This is a genomic window from Palleronia marisminoris (genome assembly GCF_900172315.1).
GTDB classification, from domain to species: Bacteria; Pseudomonadota; Alphaproteobacteria; order Rhodobacterales; family Rhodobacteraceae; genus Palleronia; species Palleronia marisminoris.
Genome location: NZ_FWFV01000018.1, coordinates 1 through 19,933, shown reverse-complemented (window position 1 = coordinate 19,933; position 19,933 = coordinate 1). Strand labels below are relative to the sequence as shown.

20 protein-coding genes are annotated in these 19,933 nt (G+C 66.0%); 10 read left to right on the top strand and 10 right to left on the bottom strand.

Features of this window, described 5'->3' with window-relative positions; all coding sequences use genetic code 11:
* Window positions 1-73: 73 nt before the first annotated feature.
* From PAM7066_RS17740 to PAM7066_RS17705, 8 genes are read right to left on the bottom strand one after another with little or no spacing between them, the layout of a single operon-like run.
* A complete protein-coding gene (locus PAM7066_RS17740; protein WP_085855561.1) occupies window positions 74-514 on the bottom strand; it encodes an SRPBCC family protein in 441 nt (146 codons plus the stop codon).
* A gap of 11 nt (window positions 515-525) precedes the next feature.
* Window positions 526-1,368, bottom strand: coding sequence for a phosphoenolpyruvate hydrolase family protein (locus tag PAM7066_RS17735; RefSeq protein WP_085855560.1), 843 nt, complete (start codon window positions 1,366-1,368; stop codon window positions 526-528).
* Window positions 1,368-2,573, bottom strand: coding sequence for a Tm-1-like ATP-binding domain-containing protein (locus PAM7066_RS17730; protein ID WP_085855559.1), 1,206 nt, complete (start codon window positions 2,571-2,573; stop codon window positions 1,368-1,370). Before PAM7066_RS17730 ends, PAM7066_RS17735 begins: the two co-directional genes overlap by 1 nt.
* A 9-nt stretch (window positions 2,574-2,582) precedes the next feature.
* A complete protein-coding gene (locus tag PAM7066_RS17725) occupies window positions 2,583-3,296 on the bottom strand; it encodes an ABC transporter ATP-binding protein (protein ID WP_085855558.1) in 714 nt (237 codons plus the stop codon).
* A complete protein-coding gene (locus PAM7066_RS17720; protein WP_085855557.1) occupies window positions 3,286-4,053 on the bottom strand; it encodes an ABC transporter ATP-binding protein in 768 nt (255 codons plus the stop codon). The genes PAM7066_RS17725 and PAM7066_RS17720 overlap by 11 nt, the downstream gene beginning before the upstream one ends.
* On the bottom strand, window positions 4,053-5,318 hold the full coding sequence (locus PAM7066_RS17715) for an ABC transporter substrate-binding protein (RefSeq protein WP_085855556.1): 1,266 nt from the start codon (window positions 5,316-5,318) through the stop codon (window positions 4,053-4,055). Before PAM7066_RS17715 ends, PAM7066_RS17720 begins: the two co-directional genes overlap by 1 nt.
* 14 nt (window positions 5,319-5,332) lie before the next feature.
* A complete protein-coding gene (locus tag PAM7066_RS17710) occupies window positions 5,333-6,334 on the bottom strand; it encodes a branched-chain amino acid ABC transporter permease (RefSeq protein ID WP_085855555.1) in 1,002 nt (333 codons plus the stop codon).
* Window positions 6,334-7,218: a branched-chain amino acid ABC transporter permease gene (locus tag PAM7066_RS17705; protein WP_217640004.1), complete on the bottom strand. Its 885-nt coding sequence runs from the start codon at window positions 7,216-7,218 to the stop codon at window positions 6,334-6,336. The genes PAM7066_RS17710 and PAM7066_RS17705 overlap by 1 nt, the downstream gene beginning before the upstream one ends.
* A 270-nt stretch (window positions 7,219-7,488) precedes the next feature.
* On the opposite strand from PAM7066_RS17705, the gene PAM7066_RS17700 reads away from it, so the two are divergent.
* A complete protein-coding gene (locus PAM7066_RS17700) occupies window positions 7,489-8,124 on the top strand; it encodes a hypothetical protein (RefSeq protein WP_085855553.1) in 636 nt (211 codons plus the stop codon).
* Here PAM7066_RS17700 and PAM7066_RS17695 read toward each other — a convergent pair.
* Window positions 8,114-9,871 (bottom strand): phosphoenolpyruvate hydrolase family protein, encoded by a 1,758-nt coding sequence (locus PAM7066_RS17695; protein WP_085855552.1) that lies wholly within the window; start codon window positions 9,869-9,871, stop codon window positions 8,114-8,116. The genes PAM7066_RS17700 and PAM7066_RS17695 overlap by 11 nt on opposite strands.
* Before the next feature lie 773 nt (window positions 9,872-10,644).
* Here PAM7066_RS17695 and PAM7066_RS17690 point away from each other — a divergent pair.
* The 9 genes from PAM7066_RS17690 to PAM7066_RS17650 all read left to right on the top strand — a co-directional run bounded on the left by PAM7066_RS17690 (window position 10,645) and on the right by PAM7066_RS17650 (window position 19,166).
* The gene (locus PAM7066_RS17690; RefSeq protein ID WP_085855551.1) at window positions 10,645-11,808 is read left to right on the top strand and encodes a TRAP transporter substrate-binding protein; all 1,164 of its coding nucleotides are present in this window, start codon (window positions 10,645-10,647) and stop codon (window positions 11,806-11,808) included.
* 64 nt (window positions 11,809-11,872) lie between these two features.
* Window positions 11,873-12,463 (top strand): TRAP transporter small permease subunit, encoded by a 591-nt coding sequence (locus tag PAM7066_RS17685; protein WP_085855550.1) that lies wholly within the window; start codon window positions 11,873-11,875, stop codon window positions 12,461-12,463.
* A 34-nt stretch (window positions 12,464-12,497) separates the two neighbouring features.
* Window positions 12,498-13,916, top strand: a complete 1,419-nt coding sequence (locus PAM7066_RS17680; protein WP_085855549.1) for a TRAP transporter large permease — start codon at window positions 12,498-12,500, stop codon at window positions 13,914-13,916.
* A 10-nt stretch (window positions 13,917-13,926) separates the two neighbouring features.
* Entirely contained in the window at window positions 13,927-15,327 is a 1,401-nt protein-coding gene (locus PAM7066_RS17675) for an amidase (RefSeq protein ID WP_085855548.1), read from the top strand.
* Window positions 15,324-15,539: a hypothetical protein gene (locus PAM7066_RS17670; RefSeq protein WP_085855547.1), complete on the top strand. Its 216-nt coding sequence runs from the start codon at window positions 15,324-15,326 to the stop codon at window positions 15,537-15,539. The genes PAM7066_RS17675 and PAM7066_RS17670 overlap by 4 nt, the downstream gene beginning before the upstream one ends.
* A gap of 232 nt (window positions 15,540-15,771) precedes the next feature.
* Complete coding sequence (locus PAM7066_RS17665; RefSeq protein WP_370738102.1) at window positions 15,772-16,782, top strand: YihY/virulence factor BrkB family protein; 1,011 nt, start codon at window positions 15,772-15,774, stop codon at window positions 16,780-16,782.
* A 112-nt stretch (window positions 16,783-16,894) separates the two neighbouring features.
* Window positions 16,895-17,284 carry a phage holin family protein gene (locus PAM7066_RS17660; protein WP_245749758.1) on the top strand — a complete coding sequence of 130 codons (390 nt, stop codon included), beginning with the start codon at window positions 16,895-16,897 and terminating at the stop codon, window positions 17,282-17,284.
* Window positions 17,274-17,984 carry a hypothetical protein gene (locus PAM7066_RS17655; protein WP_085855544.1) on the top strand — a complete coding sequence of 237 codons (711 nt, stop codon included), beginning with the start codon at window positions 17,274-17,276 and terminating at the stop codon, window positions 17,982-17,984. Before PAM7066_RS17660 ends, PAM7066_RS17655 begins: the two co-directional genes overlap by 11 nt.
* Before the next feature lie 183 nt (window positions 17,985-18,167).
* Window positions 18,168-19,166 carry a potassium channel family protein gene (locus PAM7066_RS17650; RefSeq protein ID WP_085855543.1) on the top strand — a complete coding sequence of 333 codons (999 nt, stop codon included), beginning with the start codon at window positions 18,168-18,170 and terminating at the stop codon, window positions 19,164-19,166.
* Window positions 19,167-19,663: 497 nt separating this feature from the next.
* Here the strand turns inward: PAM7066_RS17650 and PAM7066_RS17645 are convergent, their stop codons facing one another.
* Window positions 19,664-19,852 (bottom strand): chemotaxis protein CheW, encoded by a 189-nt coding sequence (locus PAM7066_RS17645; protein WP_085855542.1) that lies wholly within the window; start codon window positions 19,850-19,852, stop codon window positions 19,664-19,666.
* Window positions 19,853-19,933 lie beyond the last annotated feature (81 nt).

Below are 19,933 nucleotides of genomic sequence, written 5' to 3'. Positions count from 1 at the left end.
GTTCAAATGGTTGCGGGCCAATCCCAGTGCGAAGGGCCTCGATAGGCCGACCCTCGGTCGTCCGCCCGTCGGCTCATGCTTGTTCCAGGCGTTCAGCCAAGGCACGGATGCCTGCGGCGAAGGTCTCTTGTCCGACGGCCTGACGGATCTCCGCCTCGTCCTCGGCACCGACCTCGAACGTGGCCCACCATTCGACGAAGGTGGCGCGTCGCTCGGTGATCGGCGTGCAGCGAAAGGTGGCAACGTAGTTTTCGATCGGCATGGGAGAGACGATGATCGAGTAGGTGAAGGCGTGGTCGAGGTCGCTGAAGCTCAGCAGGCGCTCGCGCAGGTGGCCGCCCTCGGAAAGGGTGAAGCTGCGGACGCAGCCGACCTGGTCGGGCGGCATCCCGTCCTCGATCGTGCTTTCGGCAATCCTGGGGTGCCACTCGCCGTGCCCGTTGAAGTCGCGGGCCAGCGCCCAGACCGTGTCGATGGGCGCTTCGATGATGTCGCTGATATAGACCTTTGCCATGTCGTCCTCCTTTAGCTGGCACTGCTGCGCTTGAGCGCCTTGAACTCGCGGGTCTGGGCGATCAGCGCGGTTTCGGTTGGCAGACGCTCCATCGAGCTTGCCCCGTAAAAGCCCCGGCAGTCGGGGCAGTTGTCCAGGATGAAGGCCGCGTCCTCGGGCATCGCGATGGGGCCGCCATGGCAGATGACGATCGCGTCGTCGCGCACGGTCCGGGCGGCGTCGGCGATGGCGTTGATCTCTTCCACGCAATCCTCGAGCGTCAGCGCCGTCTCGGCCCCGATGGCGCCGCCTGTGGTCAGGCCCATATGCGCGACGATCACGTCGGCACCGGCCTTGGTCATGTCCTCGGCATCCGAGGGCCGGAACACGTAGGGGGTCGTCAGCAGGTCCTTCGACCTCGCACGCGCGACCACGTCCACCTCGAGGCCGTAGCCCATGCCGGTCTCTTCGAGGTTGGCGCGGAAGGTGCCGTCGATCAGGCCCACGGTCGGGAAATTCTGGATGCCGGAGAAGCCGACCGCCTTCACCTGGTCGAGGAACCAGTCGAAGTTGCAGAACGGATCGGTTCCGTTCACGCCCGCGATCACCGGCGTCGACTGCACCACGGGCAGCACCTCGCGGGCCATGTCCATGACGATCTCGTTTGCGTTGCCATAGGCCAACAGCCCGGCAAGCGAACCCCGCCCGGCCATGCGGTAGCGGCCGGAATTGTAGATCACGATCAGGTCGATCCCGCCGGCTTCCTCGCACTTGGCGGACAGGCCGGTTCCGGCGCCGCCGCCGACGATTGGGCGGCCCTCGGCGATCATGTTGCGGAACTTGGCGAGGATGTCCTCGCGGGGGATTCGGGGCATCACTGTCCTCCTGTGCTGATGTCCCGGAAGGCCGCGACGAGGGCGTCGGCGAATGCGGGATCGTTGATGTGATGTGGAACGCGGATCAGGCGGCGCGTGTCGGTCTGATCGACCGTCGCCTCCAGCGCGTCGAAGAGCGCGGATCGCGCCTCGTCGTCATGGAACGCCGCGCCCGGCGCGTCGAGGGCCGAGACGCCGCCCTCGGGCAGCAAGAACCGCACCGGCCCCTCGCAGGCATTCAGCTTCTGCCCGAGCCAGCGGCCCATCTCGGCGTTTTCCTCGGGCGTGGTGCGCATGAGGGTGACCTGCGGGTTGTGCTCGTAGAAGAGCCGTCCCGCGAACCGTTCGGGAACGGTGTCGGGGGCGCCGAAATTCACCATGTCGAGCGCACCGACCGATCCCACGTATGGCACCTGCGTCCGTGCGATCGCACCCAATCTGTCCTTTGTCGCGGCGAACACGCCTCCGAACAGCAGGTCGCAGATCTCGGTCGTGGTCGTGTCGATCACGCCTTCGACGAGGCCCGAATCGACGAGCTTCTCCATCGACTGCCCGCCGGTACCGGTGGCGTGGAAGACGAGGCAGTCGTAGGCGTTCTCGAGCCGCTCGACCACTTGGGTCACGCATGGCGTCGTCACGCCGAACATGCTCAGCGCCACGGCCGGGCGCGTTTCGACTTGGGGGAGGTCGACCTGCGCCATGCCTGCTATGGCACCGGCGGCGTTCGCCAGCACCCGGCGCGAAATGCGGTTGAGGCCGGCGACATCCGTGACAGAATACATCATCGTCACGTCGGACGGCCCGACATAGGGAGCGACGTTTCCCGACGCGACCGTCGATACCATGATCTTGGGCACGCCCACGTCCAGCGCGCGCATGGCCGGCGTGATCAGGGCGGTCCCGCCCGATCCGCCGAGCCCGATCAGCCCGGCCAGGTCGTCGCGGGCCAACGTGAACCGCTCGAAGGCCACGGCCATCGCCGCCACTGCGCTGCCCCGGTCGCCGGTGAAGACCGCGTCGGCGCCGTCGGGGTGATGCGCCGCGACCTCGCGGGCGGGTATGTCGGTGCCGCTGACCGGGGTATCCGACGTCGACAGGTCGACCAGCGCGACCTTTGCTCCCGTGGCCGCGATGCGCTTTCGGACGTAGTCGAGCTCGGCCAGTTTCGTGTCGCATGTCCCGGCGATGTAGATGCGCTTTTCCATGACTCCCCCTCAGGCTTCGGCGCTGACGCCGAGGTATCGGTTGCGCAGCGCGCGGTCGTTCAGCAGCGCGTCGGCGTTCGTCTCGAGCGCGATCCCGCCGTTCATCATCACCATGATCCGCTCCGAGACCTCGGTCGCGACGGTCAGGTTCTGCTCGACCAGCAAAAGCCCCACGCCCGAGCGCCCGATCTCGCGCAGGACCTCGACCACGTGATCGACGATCACCGGGGCCAGCCCCTCGGTCGGCTCGTCCATCACCAGAAGGCGGGGGTTCAGCAGCAGGGCGCGCGAGATGGCCAGCATCTGCTGCTCGCCGCCCGACAGCGCGCCGCCGCCATTCTTCCGCCGCTCGGCAAGGCGGGGGAAGGTCTCGTAGATGCGCTCGACCGTCCACTCGCCGTCCGGCTTGCCGACCAGCCGCAGGTGTTCGTCCACGGTAAGCGACGGGAACACGCGGCGGCCCTGGGGAACATAGCCGACCCCGGCGCGCGCAACCTTGTAGGCGCGGCGGCCGCTGATGCGCTCACCGCCCAGATGAACCGTGCCGCGCGCAGACGGAACAAGGCCCATGATCGCCTGGCAGAGCGTCGACTTGCCCATGCCGTTGCGACCCACGATCGACAGCGGCTCGGTCCCTGCTTCCAGCGTCACCCCGTGCAGGACGTGGCTGGCGCCGTAATAGACGTGCAGGTCCTCGACCTTGAGAAGGGGATCATTTGCCATGGCGGCCCATGTAGATGTCCTGAATTTCCTGGTTCGCCGAAATCTCGGCCGGGGTGCCTTCCGCCAGCAGGCGGCCGTTATGCATGACGCTGACGTAGTCCACCGCCTTCAGCGCGATATCGAGGTCATGCTCGATCAGGATAAGCGTCAGGTCGCGCGGCAGGTTCGCCAGCATCTCGACCAGCGACTCCCGCTCGCGGCTCGAAAGGCCGGCCGCGGGTTCGTCCAGAAGCAGAAGTTTCGGCGGATGGGCCAGCGCCATCCCCAACTCGAGCTGCCGCTGCTCCCCGTGGCTGAGGTCGCTCGCCATCACGTCCAGCCGGTCGGTCAGGCCCACCCGCTCGGCCAACGCGTCGGTCTCGGCCCGGTCGGGCTGCGCTTCGGCGCGCTTCCAGATTGTCAGCCTGGGACCGGTCGCGCCGCGGACCGCGACATAGAGATTGTCGCGGACGCTCAGCCCGCCGAAGACGAGCGACTTCTGATAGGTCCGCCGCACGCCCTTCAGCACGCGCTTCTGCGGCGAGAGCGCGGTGATGTCCTCGCCCGCCAGCAGGATGCGCCCCTCGCTGGGGGGCAGGTCGCCGGCAATCATGTTGAACAGCGTCGTCTTGCCAGCGCCGTTCGCGCCCAGCACGGCACGCTTCTCGCCAGTTGCGACGCGCAGGTTCACGTCGTCCACGGCGACCAGCGCGCCGAACCGGCGCGTGAGGCCCTCGACGACGAGGGCCTCCGCCTGTTTATCGGCAACCGCCTGCATCACGACGGGCAGGACGGGTTTTCGCGGGAGGGCAGGCCCAGATCCATGTATGCCTCGCGCTCGAGCCCCAGATACTGGTCGACGTCCTCGATCCGCTCGAGCGGTTCGAGCGCCAGCGAGCCGTCATCCTGCTGGACCACCTCGTTGATGTAGATCGCGGCGGTCGCCTGCCGGTTCTCGTTCAGGCTCACCGTGCCGGTGGGGCTGGTGAACTCGAGGTTGCTCAGCGCCTCGTTGAACGCTTCGTGGTCGCCCGACAGGTCGCCTTCGACCTCCTGCAGGGCCAGAAGTGCGGCCTTGGTGTTGGTGTAGTAGTTCGACGCGAAGAGCGACGGCGACGGCAGACCCTCGTCGCCATAGTAGTCCTGGTAGAGCGTGACGAATTCCTGCCACGCCTCGAGGTCCGCGTTGTCCGACACCGGCCCCGACGACAGGATGCCGGGCAGAAGCTCGCGCGCGGGACCTTGCGTGGTCAGCACCGTCTGGTCGGTCACGTTGGTGCCGCCGACGATGGGAAGCTGGCCGCCCATCTGCGCGTATTGCGACAGGAAGTTCACCGCGTCCGACCCGCCAAGCACGACATACATGCCATCGACCTCGCCCGCCTCGATCGGCAGCTGCGCGATCACCGACGAGTAGTCGTTGTTGCCAACGGGCGTGAAGTACTTCTCTTCGACCGTGCCGCCGGCCTCGCAATAGGTGGCCATGAAGCCGAAGATCTGCGCGTAGGGGAACGAATAGTCCTCGGACACGATGATGATGTTGTCCCAGCCGCGCTCCTCGGCGACGTATTTGCCCAAGGGAGCGGTCCACTGTGCGCCTTCCGTGTTGAAGCGGAAGAAGTTTTCGGCCGGGTCGACGAGCGTCGTCTCGATGGCCGCCGAGCCGCCGTTCAGGAAGGTCGTGCCGGGCTGTTCCTTGGCATATTGCGCGATGCGGATGCCTTCGGACCCCGAGAGCGGACCGACGAGGATGTCGACGCCGTCCTGTTCGACGAGGCGACGGGCGGATTCGAGCGCCACGTCGGGATTGCCGTCCGAGGATGCGCTGATGAACTCGATCGGGTGGCCCGCGATCTCGCCGCCGAATTCGTGGATGGCAAGCTCCACGCCGCGCAGGCCGTCTTCGCCCGGTCCGGCGAACGGCCCTTCCAGCGTGGCGAGCCCGCCGATGGTGATGGTCTCGGCGTCCTGGGCCAGCGCGGTCGAGCCCATGAGCGCGACGATGGCAGCGGTCGCACCAAGTGTCATGCGTTGGATCGTCATATCGGGATACCTCCTCATTTTCCGATATCTTTCGTCTTGCGGGTCGCGCCCTTGTCGCGGCGCCCCGCTCTGGCCCACCGCGTCGAAACGCGGCGGACAAGTCCGGTCAGCCCGTCGGGCGAGAACAGCACGATGGCCAGGAAGATCAGGCCGATCAGGGTGTTGAACCGCTCGCGGGCGATGAAATCGATGGCGAAGTTGTCGACGACCGTGAAAACGAAGGCGCCGACATAGGCCCCCGCCGGGTGGCCGATCCCGCCCAGGACGCCGGCCATCAGCACGTCGATCACCGGGTTCAGCGCGACAGAACCGGGCGAGATCGACGCGTTGAGCCAGAGGTTCAGGATGCCTCCGATCCCGGCGATGAACCCGGCAAGCCCGAAGGCCAGCACCCGAAGAAGCGGCACGTTGTAGCCGAGCGCCCGGACCCGGTCCGGTTCGTCCCGCAGGGCCTGCAGGGCCAGTCCGAAGGGCGTCCGCACGACGTGCCGCACGCCTGCGTAGCAAAGCGCGGCCAGGATGGCGCTGAGATAGAAGAACGGCAGCGGCGCGCCCAGGTCGAGGCCGAGGACCACGGGCGGATCGGCGTTGTTGAAGCCCGTGAAGCCGTTGAAGATGTCGTAATTCTGCAGCGTCAGGTAGTAGAACGCCATCGCGACGGCGAGCGTTATCATCAGCGTGTAGATCCCGCGCGTCCGTACCGCGACGAGGCCGATCAGAAGCCCCGCGAGCGTGGCGAGTCCCAGCGCGAGGACGAGTGCGAGCGGCCAGGGCAGCAGGACGCCCACTCCGCCGGTGGGCGCTGTGAAATAGGCCGTGGCGTAGCCGCCGATCCCCGCCACGGTCATCTGCGCGAGGCTCAGCATGCCGGTATAGGCGGTGAGGAAGACGAGGCTGAGGACGATGGTGCCGAAGCCAAGGGTCCGCCCGCCGATCTGCACCAGCCAGAAGCTGTTGACGACGAACGGATAGACCAGGACCAGGGCGACCACGGCGAGCGGGATGATAAGGCGCATCACGCGGACCTCCCCAGCAGGCCCTGCGGACGGACGGCAAGCACGGCGACCATGATCGCGAAGGTGTAGACGATGCCGTAGGTCGGCGTGTAGGCCAGCCCGTAGGTCTCGGCCATGGCGACCAGCAGCGCGCCGATCGCGGCGCCGGGGATCGAGCCCATGCCGCCGACGATCACTACGATCAGCGAGGACAGCAGGTAGCGCGCATCCTCGCCCGGAGACACCGAAAGCACCGTGCCGCCGATCACCCCCGCCATGCCGGCAAGGCTGGCACCGATGGCGAAGACCCCCACGAAGACGAGCGGCACGTTCACGCCCGTCGCCTCGAGCATGCGCCGATCGTCCACGCCCGCGCGGATCACCATCCCGAGGCGCGTGCGGTTCAGCATGAGCCACAGCCCGACACCGATGAGCAGGGCGAACCCGATGAGCATCAATCGCGCCATGGCGTAGCGCCCGGCGACGGGGACGGGCACGAAGGACGACATCGCGGTGGGCAGCGTGATCTGGTAGGCGGAACCGCCCCAATGGGCGAGCATCAGATCCGCGGCCACGATGGACACACCGATGGTCGCGAGTGCCTGGCGCAGGTCCTGTCCCTGCATCCACGACAGGATCGACACCTGAAGCGCCGCGCCCGCAGCCGCGACGACGACACCCGCGGCGAGGATCCCCAGCAGCCAGCTTTCCGTCGCCTCTGTGACCTCGAACCCGACATAGGCGCCGAGCAGGTAGAGCGAGCCGTGGGCCATGTTCACCACGCGCATCAGCCCGAAAATCAGGGAGAAGCCGCTCGCCACGATGAAATAGAGCGATGCGAGCGTCAGCCCGTTCAGCGTGACGATGGCGAAGAGCCGCCAGTTGATTTCGGCGAACGATTCCATCATCGCTGGCGCAATGGTCTGATCCGGTCGAGACGCACTTTGATGTCCTCCCTCAGTCGCTCCGGGCAGACCCGTTCCGGCCGGCGGCGCGAGCTTTTCGCCGCCAGTCGGGTCCCGCGGGTCGGGCAGTTGGCCCGGTTTCTCCTCCCTCGCCGCGATACGACATTCGTAAGTCGCACCGGCGGTAGAGCGACTGTTCCACACCGAATGGCTGGCGCTCAACGGGACGGGGAGGCAAACTTGGGTAAGTCTGGGTAAGCCTGAGGCAACATGCGTAGTTTCTCCAAATGGTCCATTCGCCGCGCTGCGGGAAATGCGCAGGATTGGCCGGACGGACTCATCACCGCGCGCGTCGGCCTTTCAGCCACGAACCTGCCCCCGATCGTCGCACTGCTGTTGCCGAACGCGGATGGAGCGCAGGACCTCGCGGCGGAGCTCGGGGACGTGCGGCCGTCGGGCATGGGCGTGTTTCTCGCCGATCCCAATCTCGTGCCGGCGCGACTGTCGCGGCAGATCGCCCGCGGCAGCGACTGGGCCTGCAACTTTCCGAGCGTCGGGCAGCACGAACAGGAGTTCAGGCGCTACCTCGCAGAGGTGGACCTCGACCACGCGCGAGAGCTGCGCGTGCTGTCCGAACTGCGTGCAGCGGGGCTTTCGACCATCGCCACCGTTTCAGCGGAAAGAGACGTGGCCGTGGCGCTGTCGACGCGACCTGCCGCGATCCTCGTCGTGCCGCCCGTGCCTGAATTCAGGGACGGAGCGGTCAGCCTGGACCGGCGCATCGCCCTGGAACGCGCGATCGCGGCCCAGGCGGAAGGCGTGCCACTGATCGGCCTGCGGGCGTCGGACGAAGCCGAGCATGGCCTCGCAGCGAGCCTTCTTCCACCCGTGGAGATCAGTCGCTGAGCCCCAACCGCGCCATCTTGTTGTAGAGCGTCTTGCGCGAGATATGCAGGGCCTCCGCGGTTCGGCCCCGGTGGAAATCGTTGCGCCAGAGCGCCTCGACGATCTGGCGTTTCTCGAGTTCCGACGATCTTTCGAAGCCGGTTCCGGCCACCTCGCCAGCATCCAGAAGCCCGTCGATATCGGTCACGCTCACGTCGTGATGGCTGCTGCGTGCCGCCAGCCGGCCTATCACGCGCTCGAGCTCGGCCTCATTTCCCGGCCAGGCGTGCCGACGCAGGCGTTGCATCGACCCTGCGCTCAGCGGGGGCAGGGCATCGTCTGCCAACCCCGCCTTCGCGGCGATAGCGGCCATCAGGGCAGGCAGATCCTCGATCCGCTGGCGTAGCGGTGGAATTCGCACCACCCACCCTGACAGATGCGCACCCAGTTCCGGGTGCAGATCGGCCGGAATGGCAGGCTCGTCCGCGGCACGCTCGAAGACGAAGAGGATCCGCGCGGTCACCCGCATCCGGCGGCGGCGTCGAGACGTGACAAGCGCTCCGTTCGACAAACTCCGCGCCAGCCGACGCTGGAGCGACGGCAGCGAGCGATGGACGTCACGCAGAACCACCGTCTCTCCGCAGGTCAGAAGCCCCCCTTCATGCCCTCCCGCGTCGTCCCGACCGAAGAGGCGGCGCGAGACATGCGCTGCGGGTTCCCCGGCAGCGTCGATCTGTGGGGCATCGCGGCCGGTACGGTCGAGCGCCGACAGCACCGGCCCCAGCGGCGTGCCTTTCTCTAGCGCAACGGCGACCGAGCGTGCCGTTCCCGACAGCGCCTCGAGATGCTCGAGGCACGCGATCATCGGATTTGACCGCCCGATCAATCCGTGCCCGGCGCCCCAACGCAATATCTTCTCCTGCTGTCGCGTCAGGCGGATCTGGCGCGAACCGGCCAACCGGTAACTCGCGATCCGATTGGTGACCGATTCCTCGTACGGCATCCGATCGAGGGTGGACCCTCCGACATATCCATCGAGCGAGGCGATGCTCGCGACGCGCCCGAGATCATCTGCCGACACCACCGGACCGCCCTCCAGCAGGATACGGGCGCGCGGGTGGATGCGCCTGATCAGCGCGGCATAGTCCCGGGCGACCAGTCCGACCTCCTCGATCGAAGCGCGACGGGCATGACCGATCGAGCCGCCCGCGTTCCACCCGAAGTTCAGCAGGATCATGTCGATCCCGGCCTCGGCCGCTGCGCGCGCATGGTCCTTGGTCCCGCAATAGAACAGCGCCACATGCCCGGCCGCCTGAACCCGGGCCAGCATGTCGATCTCGCACCGCGCGCCACGCCCAGCACGGTCCAGGAGCTGACGCATCGCGCGGGGCATGAGCGCCGCATTGGGGAAATTCACCGCGCCCGCGAAGCCCTGTTCCGAGATCCGTTCCACGACCGAACCCGGGTCAGCCTCGGCGTCCCAGCAGTTGACGCCCAGAAGCACCGGGATGGACACACGGGGCAGGATTTCGCGTGCGGCGAACGCGTCCGTCATGGCGGTTGCGGAATGACAGGGCAGCATGCTCGCGATCGACGGGGCGCCCATGTTGCGCATGCGCCCCGCGTTGACCGCCAGAAGAAGATCCGCGCCACCGATCTCGGCGGTCTGCGCCGCAATCCCGCTTCCGACCGCGGCTCCGATCAGGAGGCCGTCATCCGACATGTCGCTCACCGTGATCCATTTGATGAACAGTCCCTGCTCGCCCACGGTAGTACTGGAATGTGTCTAGCGTGGATAGGAATTCGCACGAGTGACGACGGGCCGACTCCATGGCTGCCCATGCTGGTCGCTCTCGATGTGCTTGATGGCGTGACGTGGGCCGCCGTTCGAGGCGTTGATTCAACCCACAAAGACGTTGCACAGGGATCCGGTTGAGCCGGCCGGGCACAACCCGTTCCATGAAAGCAGCCACGTCCAAGCGCTACTGTGCTTGTATGGGATGATCCGTTCTGACCATGCGTATGCTGCCGCCACTATCCTGACGCGAAGGGATCGCATTCCGGGTGCGGGAATACTCGAAGCAAAAGGGCCGGCAGAGGCCGGCCCTTTCTCAACGCGCCGCGAGGTCGAGCTCAGACGTCCCAGAAACCGCCGTCGCCATGTCGTCGCCGACATCGCCGAACTCGGGCTCTTCGATCGCGCCTTTCTCTGCACCTGTTGCGCGCCCTTTCCGACCCTCGTGTCGGTGAACTGGACGGAGGGAAGGGACACTTTTTCCGCGTGCTGCCGCCCGTTTTCGCACTGCGCACGGGTATGGCTCTCCGATCGACATCCTGGCCTGAACGGACGGATCTATGACATCCGCTCTTGGTCGTTCACACGCCGGTACTCGGTCCGGCTTCGGAGGCCGCGGCAGCCGTCAGCGCTCCCGGTGCGAAAGTCGTTGAAGTTGGACGACGAATTTCTTGCCCGAATTGATGCCCCCGCATATCGTGCTGAAACGGCAGCCCGCCAGTGAAAGATCAGGGAGGAGATTTCACATGACCAATGCACCGGACCGCACCCAATCCATCCGCGAGGACACACAAGGTGTCTCGCGCCGTTCATTCCTGCGCCGGGGCGCGCTAGGCGGAACGGCCGCGGCGGCCGGTGCGTTCGCAGCGCCCGCCGTGCTCGCGCAGGCGCCCTTGACCATCAAGATGCAGACCTCCTGGCCGGCATCTGACGTCTGGCAGGAGATGGCGGGGCAGTACGCCACGCGCGTCGAAGAGATGTCGGGTGGACGCCTGAAGGTCGACCTGCTGCCTGCCGGCGCGGTCGTCGCCCCGTTCCAGGTTCTGGACGCGGTGAATGACGGTGTGCTCGACGCCGCTCATTCCGTTTCGGCGTACTGGTACGGGAAGAACAAGGCCGCGTCGCTGTTCGGGACCGGTCCCGTCTTCGGCGGCAATCCCACCACCATGCTGTCCTGGTTCTATCAGGGCGGTGGTCGCGAGCTCTACAACGAGCTGACCCAGGAGGTCATGGGCCTCGACGTGGTGGGGATGCTCGGCTTCCCGATGCCCGCGCAGCCCCTCGGCTGGTTCAAGGAGCCGGTGGAGGGCGTGGCCGACATCCAGGGCCTCAAGTACCGCACCGTCGGACTGGCCGCGGACCTGATGCAGTCGATGGGCATGTCCGTGTCCCAGCTTCCCGGCGGCGAGATTGTCCCGGCGATGGAGCGCGGCGTCATCGACGCCTTCGAGTTCAACAACCCGACCTCGGACCGCCGGTTCGGTGCGCAGGACGTGGCGGACTACTACTATCTCGGCTCCTACCACCAGGCGTCCGAGGCGTTCGAGTTCCTGTTCAACCGGTCCTTCCTCGAGGATCTGGACGACGACCTGCGTTCGATCGTGCTCTACGCGGTCGAGTCCGCCTCGACGGCCAACACGGCCTTGGCGCTGGACCAGTATTCCACCGACCTGCAAGAGCTGCAGAACAACGATGGCGTGACGGTCCGCAACACCCCGGAGGAGATCCAGCTGGCGCAGCTCGATGCCTGGAAGGAGCTGATCACCGTGCTGGAGGAGGATCCATTCATGAAGAAGATCCTCGACAGCCAGCGCGCGTGGGTCGAGCGGGTCGCCTATTACGAGCTGCTCAACTCGCCCGATTACAAGCTGGCGTACAACTACTTCTTCCCGGGCAAGCTTCCGGCCTGACGGATTGCTCACGGGGGCTGGCGCCGAAGCCGGCCCCCGTGGGACCTAATATGGGAGCTTCTCCATGCTGACCTATGTCCGTTTCGCGGACAGCCTGAGCGCGTGGTTCGGCAAGGCCTTTGCCTGGCTGATCATCCTGATGACGTTCGGCACCGCCTACGAGGTGCTCGTACGCTACGCGTTCAATGCACCGACGCCGTGGTCTCTCGACGTGTCGTTCATCATGTACGGCACGCTTTTCATGATGGGCGGTGCTTATACGCTCTCGCGCGGTGGGCATGTGCGCGGCGACTTCCTCTATCGGCTCTGGCCGCCGAGGGTCCAGGCGGGGGTCGACCTCGTGCTCTACTTCCTGTTCTTTTTCCCCGGCGTGCTAGCGCTGGTCTTCGCGGGCTACAAATACGCGTCCCGTTCCTTCGGCTATGCCGAGGTTTCGGTGAATTCGCCCGCCGGTATCCCGATCTTCCAGTTCAAGGCGGTCATCGTCGCCGCCGGCCTGCTGCTGCTGATCCAGGGGATCGCCGAGGTGTGCCGCTGCATCCTGTGCCTGCGCACCGGAGTGTGGCCCGCGCCGCCGGACGACGTGAAAGAGACCGAGGATCTTCTGATGGCCGAGGCGGCCAAGGCCGAGACCCGATCAGGCGGCGTGTCTTGAGGCAGGAACCCATTTTCGCCGGAGGCGCACAGGCGTGACCGACCCACAGATTGCCCTGCTCATGCTGGGGCTCTTCATCGTGCTCGTCTTCGCGGGCTTCCCCATCGCCTTCACCCTGATGGCCATGGGCATCGGCTTTGGCTACTACGCCTATTACGACGAGGGCCGGATGTTCCGCGGCCTCAACCGTCTGGCGGAGGAAGCCGGCGGGCTGGAGCGGCTCAAGGCGACCTTCGACGGCTACCTGAACAACAACGTCTTCGACCTGTTCATCAACCAGACCTACACGGTCATGGCGAACGAGGTCCTGACGGCGGTCCCGCTGTTCCTGTTCATGGGCTACGTGGTCGAACGGGCCAATATCGTCGACCGGCTCTTTTCCACGCTCAACATCGCGACGAAGAACGTGCCGGGTTCTATGGGCGTGGCGGCTCTGGTCACCTGTGCGCTTTTCGCGACGGCGACGGGCATCGTCGGCGCGGTGGTCACGCTGATGGGTCTTCTGGCGCTGCCCGCGATGCTCCGCGCGCGATACGACCAGTCCTTCGCGAGCGGGATCATCTGTGCGGGGGGCACCCTGGGCATCCTGATCCCGCCCTCGATCATGCTGATCGTCTATGCCGCGGCATCCGGCGTCTCCATCGTCCGGCTCTATGCCGGCGCGCTGCTGCCAGGGTTTCTGCTGGCCGGGCTTTATGTCGTCTACATCGTGGTGCGCTCGATCCTGCAACCCTCCGTCGCGCCGAAGCCGACGAAGGACGAGATCCCGGACATGCCGACGGGTGAGCTCGTGTGGCTGCTGATCACGTCGTTCCTGCCGCTGGCCCTGCTGATCCTTGCGGTGCTGGGCTCGATCCTGGGGGGCCTTGCCACCCCGACCGAGGCGGCGTCGATCGGTGCGCTGGGCGGGCTGGTCCTTGCAGTCGCCTATCGCGCGTTGACCTTCCAGCGCCTGCGCGAGAGCGTCTACCTGACCGTGCGCACGACGGCGATGGTGTGCTGGCTGTTCGTCGGTTCCTACATCTTCTCGTCGGTCTTCTCGTACCTCGGCGGCGAGCACCTGATCTCGGAATTCGTGACCGGCCTCGACCTGACGCCGCTGCAATTCCTGATCCTGGCGCAGATCATCATCTTCCTGCTAGGCTGGCCGCTGGAGTGGTCCGAGATCATCATCATCTTCGTTCCGATCTTCCTGCCGCTCCTCGCCATATTCGAGGTCGATCCGCTGTTCTTCGGCATCCTCGTGGCGCTGAACCTGCAGACGTCGTTCCTGACCCCGCCCATGGCGATGAGCGCCTACTACCTGAAGGGGATCGCCCCGCCCGAGGTGCGCCTGGTCGAGATCTTCAAGGGGGTCATGCCGTTCCTCGGGATGGTGCTCGTGGCGATGGTTCTCGTCTACAACTTCCCGTCGCTCATCTACGCGCTTCCGAACTACTTCTATGGCAACTGAGGCAACTCCCATGGCATCCAAGGCGATCACCATTCCCGACGCGCCGGGCGCCAAGGGGCCACCGCGGCCGGAACTGCTGGACCTGCCGGCGGTCGAGCTGCGCGACAGGCTGGCCACCGGAGCGATCCGCGCGGTCGAGGTCGCCCGGGCCCTCGCCGCGCGCATTGCCGATCGGGAGCCCGAAATAGGTGCCTGGGCCTGGTTCGATGCCGATCACGCGATGCGTCATGCGCAGATGCTGGACCGGCATCGAGGGACCGGCCGACCCGTCGGGCCGCTGCACGGCGTCCCCGTCGGCCTCAAGGATATCTTCGACACGGCCGACATGCCCACCGCCAACGGGACATCTCTGGACGCCGGCCGACGACCCGACCGCGACGCACTCTCCGTCGGCTTCCTGCGCGCATCGGGCGCACTGCTGGCAGGCAAGACCGAGACGACGGAGCTGGCCTTCCTGCATCCGACCCGGACGCGCAATCCCCACGATACCAGCCGCACTCCGGGCGGGTCCTCGGCCGGATCGGCCGCGGCGGTCGCCGCAGGCATGGTCCCGTTGGCGGTGGGTACGCAGACCGGCGGCTCGGTCCTGCGGCCCGCCTCGTATGTCGGCGTCGTCGGGTTCAAGCCATCGTTCGGTCTGATCCCCACGCGCGGCGCGCTGGTGCAATCCCCCAGCCTCGACACGGTGGGAACATTCGCGCGCGACGTCGCGGGCGCGGCCTTGTTGGCCGACATGCTCGCGGGCCACGATCCGGCCAGCGACTGCCCCCCGCTTGCCGCGCCACGCCTGCTCGATGCAGCGCAATCGGCGCCACCTGTGCCGCCGACGTTTGCGCTGGTGCGCCCGCCGTGGTGGGACGAGGCGAGCCTCGACATGCGCGCGGGGCTGGAGGAACTGGCAGCGGCTCTGGGCGAACAATGCTTCGATGCCGACCTTCCCGAAAGCTTCGCCAACGCGCCCGCGCATCGCGAGGTCGTAAACCTGGCCGAGATGGCCAAATGGCTCTACGCTTACGAAAGTCGCGGAGGCGATGTCTTGTCCCCGGAAATGCGGTCTGCGCTGGACCGCGGCAATCAGGTGACGGCCCGCGACTACCTGGCGGCGCTCGACTGGGTGGGCATATACCGCGCGGGGCTCGAGACGATCCTCGCGCGCTGCGATGCCATCCTCATGCCTGCTGCGCCGGGGGTGGCGCCGGAGGGGCTCGGATCGACAGGAGACTCGGTTTTCAACGCACTGGCGTCCTTCACGGGGTCGCCGGCAATATCGCTCCCACTCCTGCAGGCGGACGGGCCGTCCGGTCCGCTGCCGATGGGCGTGCAGCTGATGGGGCGACGGGGCGACGATGCGCGGCTGCTGCGGACAGCCGCGTGGCTGGAACGCTGGGCTGGCGAGGGAGATTCAGGATGAACATGACGCAACGCGAAGCAGATGCGACGAACGCCCCCGAGGGGCGCGCTCCGGAAGGCCGGTTCGGTTCCCTGGCGCTGCCAGTCTTCGCTTTCCTGGTCCTGGCGGCGTTCTTGGGGGTTCTCATTGTCTGGGTTCCCCGCATCGACCTGATAACCATCGTCGCCGTGACCCTGATTTTGGTCGCCTACGATTTCTTCGTGAAGCGATAGGGCGCCAGCACCTCTGCGGCGATCATCAGGAAACAGCATGATGATCTCCGGGATGACCGGAAACGAGGACCCTCGCAACAGGATGTGGCGTGGAACCGTTCGGCGATGCGGTTCCGACCGTCCGCCCGTGCGGGGGTCGTGCAGAGCAGGATCATTCCAGACGTCGACCTCCATCGAACCTGAAAGCTCGCCTCTGGCCCCGCTCCGGGACCGACATCGCGCGCATCCTCTCATGCAACTTCCCCCGTCCGTTCGGGGTTTGTCGCACAGACGAAGCAGGGGGGCCGCAATGGCAGACACATCGAACCGAGGCCGCCAAGCAAGCCGGCCGACGGAGATCCCGAAGCCCGGATGGCGCGACATTCTTCTGCGCGTGAAGGATGAAATGACCGTTGACCACGTTTCGGTGGTGTCGGCTGGCGTGGCCTTCTTCGGCCTGCTCGCGGTCTTTCCGGCGATCGCGGCGCTGATCTCGATCGCGGCGCTCGTCTTGGATCCAGCGGCGATCGAGCAGCAGTTGGCCTCCGTGGCGGGTGTCCTGCCGCAGAACGCGGCGGAGATCATCGAGGGGCAGGCCCAGAAGGTCGCCTCGAACGCCGGGGCAGGGGTCGGGCTGGCAGCGGTCGGCGGCATCCTGGTTTCCCTCTATAGCGCCTCCAAAGGCATGAAGTCCCTCATCGAGGGGATGAACATCGCCTATGACGAGGACGAAGACCGAGGTTTCGTCGCCTTGAACGTCACCGCGCTTACCTTGACGCTGTTCCTGATCGTCGGCGTGCTGATCGCGTTCGCCGCGACCCTTGTGGCGCCGGCGCTGCTCGGCTCGATGGGTCTGTCGCAGGGGGTGCAGGCCGCCGTCACCTACGGGCGCTGGCCGGTCCTGGCGATCCTGACCATGTTCGGCCTGGCGGTCGTCTATCGCTACGGCCCCTCGCGCGAGGACCCTCAATGGCGATGGGTCAGCATCGGTGCGGTCGTGGCGACGATCATCTGGCTGATCGGCTCGATCGCCTTCTCGATCTATGTCCGCAACTTCGGCAGCTACAACGAGTCCTACGGCGCCCTCGGCGGCGTGATCATCCTTCTTACCTGGCTATGGCTGTCGTCCTTCATCGTGCTGCTGGGCGCCGAGCTCAACTCCGAGATGGAGCACCAGACCGGAGAGGACACGACCACCGGAGAACCCCGTCCGAAGGGCGAACGAGGCGCTGCAAAAGCCGACACGATCGGACGGACGCCATGAGGATCCCGAAGCAGCGGGATCATGCGGTGGAACCTGCGAGATTTCCGACCGTTTGCCGTGAATTGCCATGATTGGAGGATTTGAGATGGCGGGTGAATCAAAACGAAGGCGATTGACCGGTACCAGCACCTATGGGCTGCTCAACGATATCTTCTCGCAGATCGTGGGATTGTTCCGCGGCGAGTTGGACCTGGCGCGCACCGAGGTTCAGGAGAACCTCAAGAAGGCCGTGGTCGCGATCGGGATGGTCGGCGCGTCCATCGTCATCTTCCTCGTGGCCCTGAACGTCCTTGCGGCTTCGCTGGTCGATGGTGTCGCCGAGCTCGGCATCGGCGCCGGCTGGGCGGCGTTGATCGTCGGCGTCGGCTTTCTGATCATCGGCATCATCCTGGCGCTGACGGGAAAGAGTTCGCTCCAGTCGGCAAGCCTCTCCCCAACCCGCACGACGAAGAACGTGAAGCGCGACGTCCGCACAACGAAGGAGGCGACACATGGCCGATAAATCTTCTCGCGAGATCGAGCGCGATCTCGAGCACCAGCGCGATGAACTTCGCCATACGATCGACGAGGCGCTTGACCGCATGACCCTCGAAGGGGCATGGACCTACGCTGGCAAGTACCTGCGCGACCACCGCAGTGCATATGGCCAGACGCTCGGCAGCGTCATCAAGGAAAAACCGCTCGCCGTGGGTCTCGTCGCGGTCGGCATGGCCTGGATCATGTTCGGACCCTCGAACGTGGCTCGCGAGGCCGCCCGAGAGGATCGCTACGGCAGAGATGACCGGCGCGACGACGCCGAGACCCGCCGTCGCCTCGAGGCTGGCGATTTCGACGACACCACCGCGCGCGGCCCCACGGGACGGGATGCGCGACCCGACCCATGGGCGGCGCCGTCGCGGACGCCATCGCCCACCTCGGCCGGAACGGGAGCCGTCGGGGGCGCAACGTCACCGACGACCAGCACGTCGACCACCCCGGGTGGAACTTCGTCGAGCACGACCGGGACGTCCAGCGGGCCGAGCAGCACGCGCCGTACCGGAGACTCCACGGTAACTGCGCCGGCAGTGGCTCCGGCAAGCACGCCCCCGAGCTCGACGGGAACGACGACATCCACCGGTTCGACCGGAAGCGGGTCGGGTGCTGGTGGTTCGGACACCTCCTCCGGCACCACCACGACGGATCCCAAGTCGTCGAAAGTGTGAATTGCCTGAGGCGTCGGGCGCCGGCATGACCGCTGCGAAAGGACGGTCAACCGTGCCCGGCGCCGACCGGTGCGCTGCGGTAGCGGCGATGGAGGGCTTAATGCTGGATTTCCGAATGTCCAGAAGAGGGCGGTACATGCCTGACCGGTTTGACCGCTCCGCGCGGACTGTCGGAGAGTCTGAGTGAGCGCCCTCTTCGTTTTGCTTGGCGGCATGCTGGTCGTCGGCGCGTTCCTGGACGCTCTGTCAACGACACTCTGGGTTGACGGCAGTGCCGGACCGCTTTCCTTGCGCATCGCGAAGTGGACCTGGCGGGGCGCTCTTGCCGTGGCGAGACATCGCCACCGGGTCCTGAGCCTCGTAGGACCGTTCGTCCTGTCGCTGATCGTCTTCATCTGGGTGGCCATGCTGTGGCTGGGCTGGACCCTGATCTTCAGCGGCGACCCATTGTCGGTAATTCACAGCGCCACCAACACACAGGCGAACTGGCCCGGGCGCGTCTATTTCGTCGGCTACCTGCTCTTCACATCGGGCCTGGGAGATTACGTCCCGAACGGAGCCGTCTGGCAGTTGATGGCAGTTCTGACGAACATGACGGGCCTGCTGCTCGCGACGCTCGCGATCACGTATATCCTTTCGATCATTTCGGCCGTCGTCCAGAAGAGAGCCTTCGCGAGCCAAGTGAGCGGCCTGGGCCGGAACGCGGCGGAGATCGTCGAAAGCGGCTGGAACGGTCACGATTTGCATGACTTGGACCTTCCGCTAAGTGCGCTCGCCTCGCAGCTGGAGCAGATCTCGCAGCAATATCGCGCCTATCCGGTCCTGCAATACTACCACCCGGCGCGTCCCGAGATGTCGCCCGCCGTCGCAGCGGCACTCTTCGACGACGCGCTCACGCTCATCCGGTTCGGCGTCCTGTCCGAGCACCGGCCCAGTCGGGCGGTGATCCGCTCCGCCCGGTCCTCGATCGAGAGCTTTCTCGATACGGCGCCTCCTGCCAACATTCATTCGTCACCAGAAGCGCCGCCCGCCCCCGATCTCGCCGCCGTGGCCAGTCTGGGCATTCCGACACTGCCGTCGGGCCGGTACTCCGAAGACATCGAGGGGTTGTCCCAAAGGCGCGAGCGGCTGCTGGGCCTGCTGAAGAACAACGGTTGGGGGTGGGAGGACACCCGGTTCTGAGCAACGTCACCCGCTTCCTCGGCCGAACAGCTACGACTGTGGTTTGGAAAGTTGTTCTTGTCGGATCGATTACGGCCTTCGCGCTTCTGGTCGGGCTGCAATCCGCGACCGCAACTTTCACCCGACGGCTGGTCCGTGTCGAACACGAGCTACGGAATCGCGGTCTCCTGTTCGATCTGGCTTACAGTGTTCTGGCAACGATCGGGTGCGGAATGGGACTAGCAACGCGCTCCGGCAGCGACTTTCCCTGGTGAGGGTGGCGCCAAGACGATGGCCCGTGGCTATCCGTTCACTTTGGTCGGGTTCGTGCACGGCAGTCTCCTTCGGGCGGGAGCATGCGAGCGACAACATGTAAGGAAGTTCCAGATCAGCGTCCGGCCGATATGGCAATTGCCGTTCGACGACGATCGTTCGTGGCATCTCGCGGATGGGGCTATGATCGGAACGAGATTCTAGAGGGCATTCAGTTGGCAGGTCCTGACCGCCGGGGCGCGCCGCTAGTGCCACCCGAGCATGATGCCAATGGGCGCATCGGGCAGCGGGGTGATCTTCCTCGGGACCAGTAGCTCCCGCACATCGCGGACATCTATTCCGAGCGTCTGCTCGCCAAGGTGGAAGGTGAGGTAGGCGGGGGAGGAAGCCTCCTCCCCCGCCACGTCCCGCACATGCCGAGTGCTGATTTTCATGGATCAGCCGGCGTAGCGATGGAAGTCGTCGTCGGAGACCTCCTCCGACTTTAGGTCGAGCTCGAACGCCTTCACGTCCTT